This window comes from Alphaproteobacteria bacterium US3C007 (genome assembly GCA_034423775.1).
Taxonomy (GTDB): domain Bacteria; phylum Pseudomonadota; class Alphaproteobacteria; order Rhodobacterales; family Rhodobacteraceae; genus Thalassovivens; species Thalassovivens spotae.
In genome coordinates this window covers 239,165-251,023 of the sequence record CP139918.1, presented here as the reverse complement: position 1 = coordinate 251,023, position 11,859 = coordinate 239,165, and the positions used below count along the sequence as shown (strand labels likewise).

11 protein-coding genes are annotated in these 11,859 nt (G+C 51.5%); 2 read left to right on the top strand and 9 right to left on the bottom strand.

Translation table 11 applies throughout. From position 1 onward, the window contains the following. Positions 1 to 31 precede the first annotated feature (31 nt). Complete coding sequence (locus UM181_01255; protein WQC63267.1) at positions 32 to 1,663, bottom strand: AMP-binding protein; 1,632 nt, start codon at positions 1,661 to 1,663, stop codon at positions 32 to 34. A 78-nt stretch (positions 1,664 to 1,741) separates the two neighbouring features. Between UM181_01255 and UM181_01250 the strand changes: the two genes are divergently transcribed. Next, on the top strand, positions 1,742 to 2,650 hold the full coding sequence (locus UM181_01250) for a DMT family transporter (GenBank protein ID WQC63266.1): 909 nt from the start codon (positions 1,742 to 1,744) through the stop codon (positions 2,648 to 2,650). 77 nt (positions 2,651 to 2,727) lie between these two features. Here UM181_01250 and UM181_01245 read toward each other — a convergent pair whose 3' ends face one another. The 8 genes from UM181_01245 to UM181_01210 form a co-directional block, all read right to left on the bottom strand. After that, a complete protein-coding gene (locus UM181_01245) occupies positions 2,728 to 4,926 on the bottom strand; it encodes a 3-hydroxyacyl-CoA dehydrogenase NAD-binding domain-containing protein (protein ID WQC63265.1) in 2,199 nt (732 codons plus the stop codon). Further along, positions 4,923 to 5,411: a cupin domain-containing protein gene (locus UM181_01240; protein ID WQC63264.1), complete on the bottom strand. Its 489-nt coding sequence runs from the start codon at positions 5,409 to 5,411 to the stop codon at positions 4,923 to 4,925. Before UM181_01240 ends, UM181_01245 begins: the two co-directional genes overlap by 4 nt. Beyond that, positions 5,411 to 6,622, bottom strand: a complete 1,212-nt coding sequence (locus tag UM181_01235) for an acetyl-CoA C-acetyltransferase (protein WQC63263.1) — start codon at positions 6,620 to 6,622, stop codon at positions 5,411 to 5,413. The genes UM181_01240 and UM181_01235 overlap by 1 nt, the downstream gene beginning before the upstream one ends. 13 nt (positions 6,623 to 6,635) lie before the next feature. Continuing rightward, on the bottom strand, positions 6,636 to 7,268 hold the full coding sequence (locus UM181_01230; GenBank protein WQC63262.1) for a glutathione S-transferase: 633 nt from the start codon (positions 7,266 to 7,268) through the stop codon (positions 6,636 to 6,638). A gap of 197 nt (positions 7,269 to 7,465) precedes the next feature. Next, positions 7,466 to 8,614, bottom strand: a complete 1,149-nt coding sequence (locus UM181_01225; GenBank protein WQC63261.1) for an acyl-CoA dehydrogenase family protein — start codon at positions 8,612 to 8,614, stop codon at positions 7,466 to 7,468. A gap of 21 nt (positions 8,615 to 8,635) precedes the next feature. Continuing rightward, positions 8,636 to 10,417, bottom strand: a complete 1,782-nt coding sequence (locus UM181_01220; protein WQC63260.1) for an acyl-CoA dehydrogenase C-terminal domain-containing protein — start codon at positions 10,415 to 10,417, stop codon at positions 8,636 to 8,638. A gap of 11 nt (positions 10,418 to 10,428) precedes the next feature. Further along, positions 10,429 to 10,842, bottom strand: coding sequence for a MerR family DNA-binding transcriptional regulator (locus UM181_01215; GenBank protein ID WQC63259.1), 414 nt, complete (start codon positions 10,840 to 10,842; stop codon positions 10,429 to 10,431). Between the two features lie 88 nt (positions 10,843 to 10,930). Beyond that, positions 10,931 to 11,311 carry a MerR family transcriptional regulator gene (locus tag UM181_01210; protein WQC63258.1) on the bottom strand — a complete coding sequence of 127 codons (381 nt, stop codon included), beginning with the start codon at positions 11,309 to 11,311 and terminating at the stop codon, positions 10,931 to 10,933. A gap of 132 nt (positions 11,312 to 11,443) precedes the next feature. On the opposite strand from UM181_01210, the gene UM181_01205 reads away from it, so the two are divergent. Next, positions 11,444 to 11,857, top strand: a complete 414-nt coding sequence (locus tag UM181_01205; protein ID WQC64803.1) for a PaaI family thioesterase — start codon at positions 11,444 to 11,446, stop codon at positions 11,855 to 11,857. The last annotated feature ends 2 nt before the right edge of the window (positions 11,858 to 11,859 follow it).

The window sequence follows — 11,859 nt, the reverse complement described above, 5'->3', positions numbered from 1 at the left end:
CTAACATAAAGCTTGCTTTAAAGACAGCGCTTTAGCTGCCTTCAGAAGCTTGTTTGCGCAATTCAAATTTTTGAATTTTTCCAGTTGAGGTTTTTGGAAGCTCTTGAAAGATGATTGTTTTGGGGGTTTTGAAGCCCGCCAGCTTGCTGCGGGCAAACCGCACCAATTCTTCTTCGCTAATGTTGGCACCCTCCAAAAGCTCGATAAAGGCGCAGGGCACCTCGCCCCATTTTTCATCCGCTTTGGCAACCACCGCGCAAAGCGATACCGCCGGATGCCCCATTAAAACGCCCTCTACTTCCACAGAACTGATATTCTCACCGCCGGAAATGATGATGTCTTTGGCGCGATCTGCGATTTGCACATAGCTGTCAGCATGCTGCACAGCCAAATCACCCGAATGAAAATAGCCCCCCTGAAAGGCTTCTGCCGTTGCCTTTGGATTTTTCAAATAGCCCTTCATCACCGAATTGCCGCGGATCATGATTTCACCTTGAGTTTTGCCATCCATTGGCACCTGCGCCATCTGTTCATCCATAACGGTGATATGTTCCATCATCGGAAAGGCCACGCCTTGGCGGGCCTTGATGGCGGCGCGCATGTCTTCATTGGCATCGCCCCATCGGGTGTCATCCCAAACGCATTCTGTTACGTGTCCATAGGTTTCGGTTAATCCGTAAACTTGCGTGACGTTAAACCCAAGCTTTTCGATTTTTGACAGCGTTGCCGGGGCTGGTGGCGCGCCTGCCGTGAACACTTCAACCACATGTTCAAAGTCGCGCCGTTCGTTATCCTTGGCGTTGACAAGCATGTTCAATACGATAGGCGCCCCGCCAAAATAGCCGACGTTCTCATCTGCGATGGCATTATAAATCGCGCTGGCTGTGATGTCGCGGCAGCAAACCAGCGTGCCGCCTAAAAGTGGCATCATCCATGTATGGTTCCAGCCATTGCAGTGAAACAGCGGAACAATCGCCATAAACACTGGGCGCAGCGTCATCTGCCAGCTGACCACGGTGCCCATGGTCATCAGATAGGCGCCGCGGTGGTGACATACCACGCCTTTCGGGCGCCCCGTGGTTCCTGAGGTGTAATTCAGGGAGAGGCTTTCCCATTCATCCTCGGGCATGTGCCAGGAAAAATCTGGATCGCCAGTGGCCAGCAGATTCTCATAGGTTTGATGGCGCCCAGAAGCGGGAAAGCTGGCTTGATCATCGGGCACTTCGATAATCACGGGTGCCTCGCCGTCCATATCGGCGCAAGCGGCCTCGGCCAAGCTTAAAAACTGGCTATCGACCAAAACTATTTTCGCGCCGCCATGGGCAAAAATATAGCTGACTGTGCCCGTATCAAGCCGCGTATTGATGGTGTTTAACACGGCGCCGCAAGCGGGCACTCCAAAATGGGCTTCTGCCTGCGCGGGCAGGTTGGGAATTAATGTCGCCACAACATCCCCGGGGGACACGCCGCGTTGTTGCAACGCCGAGGCCAGCTGTGAGCAGCGCGCATAATATTCCGCGTAGGTTTTGCGATGGGTGCCGTAGCTCACCGCGGGCAGGTTTGCAAACACCACCGCAGCGCGCCGTAAATGCGACAAGGGGGTTAGCGCCACATAATTTGCTTGATTTTTATCCAAGCCGGTTTCGTCTGTCATCCACCCCATAATGCTCTCCTAAAGAATCCTGTGCCCGTGTCGGTTTCAAGCTAGATTAAGCGGTATAATGAGGCAAAGAAAACCCCAATGAGCGAAAACCTTCCTTCTAACGGCCGCGCCGCCGCGAGTTGCATGATTGCCGCGATGTTTGTTGTGGGATGCATTGATAATTTTATCGTTTTTATTGCGGAAACGGTCAGCATTTGGCAATTTCAAGCGTTGCGAGCCGCGATTGCTTTGCCTCTTATTTTGGGTCTCTCTGCCTTTGGGGCGGGCTCGATCTTGCCGAAACGCTTCTGGGCGGTGCTTTTGCGCAGTCTTTTTTTAACAATCTCAATGCTGTTTTATTTTGGCTCTTTGGCTTTTATGCCAATGGCGCAGGCCTTGGCTGGGCTTTTTACTTCGCCCATTTTTGTATTGCTGATCACCGCATTTGCGTTGGGGGAAAAGATCGGACCGATACGCGTGATTGCGGTTTCTTTGGGCTTTTTGGGTATTTTATTGGTGCTCAACAAGGGGTTGATCGATTTGAATATCATAAGCTTTCTACCCGTTTTTGGGGGCGTTTTTTACGCGTTGGCCGCCGTTGCAACCCGACAATTATGCGAGGGTGAATCGACGTTGTCTTTGTTAACGATGCTGTTGGTTTTGCAGTTCCTGTTCGGGTTGGTCGCGTTGATATATCTTGGCATGGCAGGGGGCGATGTCGCGCCAGGTGCCGATGGGTTTTTAACCCGCCCTTGGACGTGGTCGCTTGCCGCGGCTTTGCCGTGGATCATTATCCAAGCAGTGGGCTCTATTTTGGGGATAGGATTGATTTTCAGGGCCTATCAAATTGGCCAGGCGTCTTATGTGGCGGTGTTTGAATATTCCGCGTTTATTTTTGGGCCTTTTTTCGCTTGGCTGTTTATCGGGCAACAAATTCAATTGCTGCAGGTGGCTGGTATCGTTTGCATTGCAGCGGCAGGCGTTTTAATTGCCCTCCGCACTCTGTGATGCTGCAATGCCTTGCCAAAAAACTCGGATAGAGCATTTTTATCCCGCATAGCTTTGAGTTTGGCCATCGCAAGGCGTTAGGCGGCGCTTTGTGCTTTTTTAGCTTGCCCGTAAAAGCTTTGCCCTTTGCTGGCCATGCTGCGCAGCAAATCTGGGCAGGCAAAGCGGTCACCATAGGCGTGGTGCAATTGATCGCAGCGTTCGGCCGCATACGGGCTGCCCAATATATCAAGCCAGCTGAAAGGGCCGCCTGACCAAGGTGCAAATCCCCAGCCCAGAATAGCGCCCACATCGCCTTCGCGAATATCCATCAGCACGCCCGTTTCCAACGCGCGTACCGCTTCTAAGCTTTGAACAAAGATCAGCCTATGTTGCACGTCAATTAAATTGGGTTGCTGCGCGGCCAGTGGATATTGTGCGCCCAGCCCCTCCCAATAGCCAAGGCGTTTGCCCTGCGCGTCATAGCGGAAGAAGCCGGCCTTTGCCTTGCGGCCCAAGCGACCTTTAGATTCCATCCAGAAAAGCACGTTATCAACGGCCGAATCGGGATAGGTTTCGCCCATAGCGGCTTTCGTGGCACGGGCAATTTTAGCACCCAAATCAATCGAGGTTTCATCCACCAGCTGCAAGGGGCCAACCGGAAAGCCCAGCATGCGCGCGGCATTATCCACCATCGCCGGCGCGACACCTTCGGCCACCAAGCGAATGCCTTCATTGATATAGGGGATGATGCAGCGATTGGCGTAAAAAAACCGCGCATCGTTTACAACGATGGGCGTTTTGCGAATTTGCCGCACGTAATCTAAGCCTTTGGCAACCGCGCGATCGCCGGTTGCTTTGCCTTTGATAATTTCAACCAATGCCATGCGCTCAACGGGAGAAAAGAAGTGAATCCCGATAAATTGCTCGGGGCGTTCGCTGGCTTTGGCCAATTCGCTGATCGGCAAAGTTGAGGTATTTGAAGCAAAGATGCATTCTTTAGGAATAACCGCCTCAACCGCGCCTGTAATCTCTGCTTTGACCTTTGGATCTTCAAACACAGCCTCAATGATCAAATCAACATCGCTGAGCGCTTGGTAATCGGTTGTGGCTCTAATCTTATCAAGCACCGCCTGTTTTTTCTCAGCGGTGGCTTTGCCGCGTTTGATGCCCTTGTCCATATAGGCTTCGCTATAGGCTTTGCCTTTGTCAGCGGCCGCTTGTGTTTGATCGATCAACACCACCTCTAACCCGGCCTGCGCAGAAACCAGCGCAATCCCGGCCCCCATCATACCAGCGCCCAATACACCAACTTTTTTGACGGACTGATCTGCGATTTCTTTTGGCCGCACGGCGCCTTTTTCCAAAGCGCCTTTATTGAGGAAGAGGCTGCGGATCATGGCTTCGGAAGACGGGTTCATCAAAACCGAGGTGAACCAGCGCGCCTCAATTTTAAGCGCGGTTTCAAACGGCACTTGGGCGCCTTCATAGACCGCGCTGAGCAAGGCTTTGGCTGCGGGATAAGCGCCTTGGGTTTTCCCATGAACCATCGCTGAGGCGCCAATAAAGGTCATAAAACCAGATGGGTGATAGGGGGTGCCGCCCGGCATTTTATAGCCCTTTTGATCCCATGGTTTGATCAAATCAGCCTCAGTGGCGTTTAAAACCCAAGCCCGCGCATCGGCCATGGGGTCAGCGCTGACGCTGTCAATCAGCCCGGCGGCTTTGGCTTTGGCGGGGGGGAGGGTTTTGCCTTCCAGCAAAAAAGGCGCCGCGACCATCGCACCCAATTTGCGTACCAAGCGGATGGTGCCCCCGGCGCCGGGAAATAATCCAACAAGAATTTCGGGCAAACCAATTTTTGCTTTGGGGTTATCGGCGGCAAAAGTGCGATGCGTGGCCAAAGGCAATTCAAAGCCGATGCCAAGCGCAGTGCCCGGCAAGACGGTTGCGATTGGCTTGCCGCCTTTATTGGTTTTTGCATCCATTCCCGCGCGCTCTATTTTACGAAAAATCTGATGAATGGATTGGATCCCGTTGAAGACGCCTTCTGCGGGATTTTCGCCAGACGCGTTTCTAAGGTCTGCAAGAACATTCAAATCCATGCCTGCGGCAAAATCCTTTTTGCCACTGGTTAAAATAATGCCCTTTACCGCCTCATCTGCAAGCGCCTGATCGATCAATGCATTCATTTGCTGCAAGGCCTCAAAGCTCATCACATTCATCGATTTGCCAATGCAATCCCATGTGAGTGTTGCAATGCCTTGCGCATCTTGTGTCATCTTGAAATCGGTCATTGTGAGCTCCGGTTGGCTTCTGGGGCGATCGCGTCGCCATTTTTTCGGGAAAAGGTGAAGTGGCCATCCTGTTGCTTCACCATCATATCAATATCTGCATAATAGGCGGTTTCGGTTTCGCTCTGCGTGCCAATCACCAAAAACGTCGCGGGCTTTGACGATCTATTCACCAGATGGTGGCCATTTTCGAGGCCCGCTGGAAAGGCCGCGCATTCGCCCGCGCCCAGCTCTACGGCGCCATCCTCTTCGATTAAGGTCAGCGTTCCTTCGGTCACCAACACGAACTCATCCTGCTGAACATGCCAATGGCGCAGCGATGATTTTGCCCCGGGGGCCAGACGCACCAAATTCGCGGCAAATTGCGTCAGCCCGGATGTGCGGCTGACGGGCTGTAATTCCAAACCGGCCACAGCATCTTGATACGGGGCGGGATACCACGCTTGCCCCGTTTCTACGGGCACGCAAGAGAGATCAATTTTCGGCATCAGACCCGCTCGATAATCGTGGCGGCGCCCATCCCCGAGCCGATGCATAATGTGGCAAGGCCGGTTTCTTTATCGCCGCGTTCAAGTTCATCCAGCAAAGTACCAAGGATCATCGCCCCTGTTGCCCCTAAAGGATGGCCCATCGCAATCGAGCCGCCATTCACATTCACTTTGTCATGATCCACGCCAAAGGCCTGTTCAAAGCGCAGAACCACGCTGGCAAAGGCTTCGTTGACTTCGAACAGATCGATATCGCCAATCACCATGCCACTTTCGCGCAGAATTTTTTCCGTAACGGGCACGGGTCCGGTTAACATGATCGTCGGGTCGGTGCCAATTTTCGCGGTAGAGCGAATTTTGGCGCGGGGTTTGAGCCCATATTTTTCACCAAATTCTTTATTGCCGATCAGCAAAGCGGCGGCACCGTCAACGATACCCGAGCTGTTTCCAGCATGGTGGATATGATGGATTTTTTCTAAATGAGGATATTTCATCATCGCGATTTTATCAAAGCCGGGAATCACTTCACCTTGATCTTTGAAGGATGGTTTCAAAGCGCCGAGCGATTGCATATCGGTGCCCGGGCGCATGAATTCATCATGCGCCAGAATGGTGATCCCGTTGATATCTTCGACAGGAATTATGGATTTGGAAAACCGGTTCTGATCCCAGGCGGTTTTGGCACGTTTTTGACTTTCAACGGCAAGCGCATCGCCCTGATCGCGCGAAAACCCGTATTCTGTCGCGATAATATCGGCGCCAATACCTTGGGGAACGAAATATTGATCGAAGGTGATGCTGGGATCCACGGCAATCGCGCCGCCATCGCTGGCCATTGGCACGCGGCTCATGCTTTCGACTCCGCCTGCAATATATCCCTCTCCCGCGCCGCCGCGCACTTGATTGGCCGCCAGATTCACTGCTTCTAACCCAGAGGCGCAAAAGCGGTTTATTGACAGGCCAGGGATGCTTTCATCTAGGTCAGAGGCCAGAACCGCTGAGCGCGCCAAACAGGCCCCTTGTTCGCCAACTTGAGTAACATTGCCCCAGATCACGTCTTCGACGGCATGGCCGCTTAAATTATTGCGCGATTGGATCGCGTTAAGCGTGAGGCTTGACAGGCGCAATGCGGTAACTTCATGCAGGCTGCCATCTTTGCGGCCTTTGCCGCGCGGGGTGCGTAGGGCATCATAGATATATACATCGGTCATTACAGGCTCTCCTTTAGGCGCGCTCAGCGGGGTTGCCGGGCATAAGATCATAGGGGGCTTTCCACCCGTCACAGGCAGAAATATTATCCAGCCAACGATCGATATTCGGCCAGTCTTCTCGTTGAAAGCCGAAGGGCTCGGGGTAGTATAAATACCCACAGCAGGTCATATCGGCATGGGTAATGGTTTCGCCCACCAGAAAGGGGCGCTCGCTTAAAGCCAGATCCAAAATTTTATAACTGGATTTTAACCGTGCGAGATTATACTCGATGACGGCTTGCGGGCGCTTGTCCTCAGCTAAAAAATTCATCATGAAACGTGTTGTGCCTGCCAGCGCCGATAATTTGTGATTATCCCAAAGAATCCAACGTAAAACCTCGCGGGTTTCTGCCGCGCTGCCACCCCCGTGTTTGCCCGTTTTTTCAGCCAGATAGTTTTGAATCACGCCAGATTGACTGAGCATAATTTCGCCATCGCGCAAAACCGGAGCTTCCCCTAAAGGATTGATATGCGTCCGATAGGCATTACTGCGCGTTTCACCTTTGAAAAAATCAACAAAAACTGGCGACCAAACGCATCCTGCCAGTTGCAATGCGAGCGCAGCTTTGTAGCTGTGGCCGCTTTCGCCGAAGCAGTATAATTCCATGACATTTGCCTTTCCAATTTATGCGCGCAGTTTTGAGTATTTATGCAAAAAGAACATGCTTTTTAACCGCGATTTTACGTTTCAATTTTAGCCTGTGGCAGCGCCGCAGGCAGGAGGGCCGATGGGCGCCGAAGAAAAACCGAGCCCAGCCGTATTTTATTTGAACGGAGGGGCACGCATAGTCTGCCTTTCTTGATTTAAAGAGAGCGTGAAATCAACTCTTTCATAATTTCATTGGTGCCCCCGTAAATACGCTGTACGCGCGCATCCGTCCACATTTCGGCGATTGCGTATTCTTGCATAAACCCATAGCCGCCATGCAGTTGCAAACAATCATCCAAGACCTCGCCTTGGGTGTCGGTGAGCCAATATTTGCACATCGCAGCTTTTTCGACGGTTAATTCTCCGCGCAGATGTTCGGTGATGCAGGCGTCTAAAAAAGCCCGCGCCACGGTGGTTTTTGTTTTGCATTCCGCCAGTTTGAATTTTGTGTTTTGAAATGTTAAAATCGATGCGCCAAAGGCTTGGCGTTCTTTGCAATAATCGATCGTACGGGCAACCGCGCCCTCCATCGCGCCCACCGCGCCGCATCCTATAATCAAGCGTTCTTGGGGCAGTTGCTTCATCATCTGATAAAAGCCTTGGCCTTCCTCGCCGCCCAAAATATTTTCGGGTGGGATGGGTATATTGTCAAAAAACAGTTCTGAAGTATCTGCGGATTTCATCCCAATTTTTTCCAGCTTGCGACCCCGGGTGAAGCCATCTGCGCCATCGGTTTCTAAAATCACCAAAGACATCCCTTTGGCTTTTTCATCCGGATTGGTTTTTGCTGCCACCAAAATGAGATTGGCGTGTTGGCCATTGGTGATAAAGGTTTTCTGGCCGCTGAGGCGGTACATATTGCCATCGCGCGTGGCCTTGGTTTTAATCGATTGCAAATCGGAACCGGCAGCGGGTTCCGTCATTGCCAGCGCCCCGACCATTTCACCAGAGAGCATTTTGGGCAGCAAACGGGTTTTTTGTTCCTCGGTGCCATAGGCCAAAATATAATGCGCAACGATGCCCGAATGAATGCCGTGACCCCAGCTGGCTAAATTGGCGCGGCTGCCCGCGAGCAAAATCGTTGCTTCATGGCCAAAATCACCCCCGGGCCCACCATATGCTTCGGGGATCGACGGGCACAGCAGACCCAGCTCACCGGCTTGTTGCCAAGTGCTACGGTCCATTTCTCCTTGTTTGCGCCAACGCTCGAAATGCGGACTCCATTCATCTTGAATGAATTTTTCCGTCATTTCAGACAGCATCACATGTTCATCAGACATCCAGTTTGATTGGACTATTCCCATTTTTTCACTTTCTTTGTTCGATCAAAACTGATCGGCGGTTAAAGCCATTACCGGATCAGCTCCACTTTTGATGCGTGCCAGATGCAACGCGGTGGCGGGCAGCTCGCGCTGCATATAATAGCGTCCTGTTTTAATTTTTGTCTCATTAAACGCAGCGTCACCCGTGCCTTGCGCTGAATTTCGAAAAGCTTGCTGGGCCATGCGTGCCCAAACATAGCCAAGGCAGACATGCCCAAATAAATGCATGAAATCATAAGATCCGGCCAAAGCTGTATTGGGCGATTTCAACCCATTTTGCATAAAATACAATGCAGCTTCTTGAAGCTGTTTGCTGGCTGTTTTCAAGGGCTCAAGGAAATCTGCTTTAAACTCTGGGCTTTCGCTGGCGCTTTTTGCGCAGAAGGTTTTGATCAACTCAAAAAAGGCTAGCGCAGGTTTGCCACCGTCTTGGCCGAGTTTTCGACCAACCAGATCCAACGCTTGAACGCCATTTGCCCCCTCGTAAATCATCGCAATTCTGGCATCGCGAGCAAATTGTGACATACCCCATTCTTCGATATACCCATGCCCGCCAAAAATCTGCTGGGCTTGTACGCAAAATTCAAAGCCGCGATCGGTTAGGAAGCCTTTTATAACTGGCGTTAACAAGCTGACCAAACCATGCGCGGGTTCATCCCCTGCAAGATTGCTTTGATCAATTAACATTGCCCCCCAATAGGCAAAGGCGCGGGCGCCTTCCACAAAGCTTTTTTGTTGCATTAAGTTGCGCCGAATATCCGGGTGTACGATCAGGGGATCTGCCGCGTCATCTGGATTTTCCGGTCCGGTCGCCGCGCGCCCTTGCAGGCGGTCTTTGGCATAAGCGAGGGCATTTTGATAGGCGGCTTCTGCTTGGGCGTAGCCTTGCACCCCAACCCCTAAACGCGCTTCATTCATCATCGTGAACATCGCGCGCATGCCCTTATGGGCTTGCCCCAGCAAAAACCCCGTGGCCCCATCAAAGTTCATCACGCAGGTTGCATTGGCATGAATGCCCATTTTCTCTTCGATTTTGCCTACTGAGACCTTGTTTCTGGGCCCTAACGCACCCTCTTTTTGAACCAAAAATTTTGGCACAATAAACAAAGAGATCCCCTTCACCCCAGCAGGTCCCCCTGGAATTTTGGCCAAAACCAAATGAATGATATTTTCGGCCAGATCATGATCGCCGGCCGAAATAAAGATTTTTTGCCCCGTGATGGCGTAGCTGCCATCTTGATTGGGTTCTGCTTTGGTGCGCATCAGCCCCAGATCGGTGCCACAATGCGGTTCGGTCAGGTTCATCGTGCCCGTCCACTTGCAGCTGACCATTTGGGGCAGATAAGTTGCTTTTTGCTCTGCGCTGCCATGGGTATGGATCGCTGAATAGGCACCATGGGTGAGGCCGGGATACATTCCAAAGGCCATATTTGCTGAGGCGAAAATCTCCGCGATTGCTGTCGCCACGATATAAGGCAGACCTTGCCCGCCAAATTCTGGATTGCAATCCAGCCCCGTCCAGCCGCCTTCTTTCACTTTATCGAAGGCGTCTTTAAAGCCTTTTGGCGTACGAACAACGCCGTTTTCTAAATGGCAGCCTTCGCGGTCACCAGAGGCATTGAGAGGCGCAAGTACCTCTGATGCCATTTTGCCACCCTCTTCTAGAATGGCTTGCAACAGCTCGGGTTCGAGCGCGTCATAACCCGGAATATTTTGCTGCTGCAATTTCAGAACGTCGTTTAATAAAAAGCTTATGTCTTGAATGGGCGCGTTATAAACTGGCATGAAAACACCTTTTACTGATCAAAATGGCGGATGGCTGGCTTTAAAGGGGCGCGCGTGGACAAAAGATTCTTCCCCCAAGCGAGCTGGCTGCGAAGATCATCAATGATTTCTTCTAATTCTTGTTTTTTCGCTTCAAGCGCCTTGAGTTGGCGCTCTGCGCGCTCATGGGCTTGTTTGATTTGGATCTGCGGATCTTGATCCGATTTATACAGATCAAGCAATTGGCGGATTTCTTCCAATGAGAAGCCAAAGCGCTTGCCTTTTAAAATCAGTTTTAGCCTTGCGCGGTCTCTTTTGGTGAACAGGCGTTTTTGGCCTTGGCGAATTGGAAAAAGCAGCTTTTTCGTTTCATAGAAGCGAAGCGTTCTTGCGCTAACCCCAAATGTTTCACACATTCTGCCAATTGTCATGTGGGTTTCGTCCATAAATGCGGCCTGTCCGTAACGCGAAGTTTCTACGATAAAGACAGCGTAGCAGAAACTTGACGTTAACGTAATGTAGACGTCACGTCATTTATTTGGAAAACTTGTTCATCTCTTGCAGGGTTTGCTGGCGCAATCCTTTCAAGTCTTCAATGGTTTGCTTAAGCTGCTGCTCTTGGTCTTGCAGCTCAAGCAATTTGCTATCTGCCATATCGACAAACACTTTTAACTGGGTTTGTGTGCCGGCTTGTTCATAAATTTCAAGCCATTGGCGGGCTTCCTCAAGTTGGAAGCCAAACTTACGGGCCCGCATGATAAGCGTCATCCGCGCCAATTCTCGCGCTCCATAAAAACGAGATCGCCCCTCGCGTTCTGGCTGCAGAAGCTCGATATACTCGTAATAGCGCAGGGTTCTTGGCGTCACTTCAAACTTGGCGCACATCTCTTTAAAGGATAACCTTTGTTCGGCCATCTTCCCCCTCCTGTTATCCATCAGATAGAGCGTCCCTTTGCGCAGAACAACCATTGCCCTTGCGATTTTTTCACGTTCTAAGTCATATTTAAAGCAAGAAGATAAAAAACCTATGCGGAGTAAGCTTTGGTGATGAATAAAATGGCACAGGCCCAACGTTTCATGGAGGCAATTCCGCATGCAAAAGCTTTGGGGATGAGGTTTGAAAGCATCGGCGAAGGTGAGGCCGAGATGCGCATGGATTATAATGAAAGTTTCATTGGTGATCCACAGACGCGGGTGATCCATGGTGGGGCCGTTTTTGCCTTGCTTGACAGTTGTTGCGGGGCGGCGGTGTTAAGCCATCCTGATCAACGCGGTCTTACAGCGACCATCGATTTGCGGGTAGATTACATGCGCCCAGCAATGCCACATCAAACAATCAGAGCGATTGCCACCTGTTACAACGTGACCCGCAGCGTGGCGTTTGTGCGCGCTGTGGCGCTTGACGAAAATGCGGAAAAGCCGGTTGCCATGGCCTCTGGGGCCTTCGTGAACGGAGCATGAAA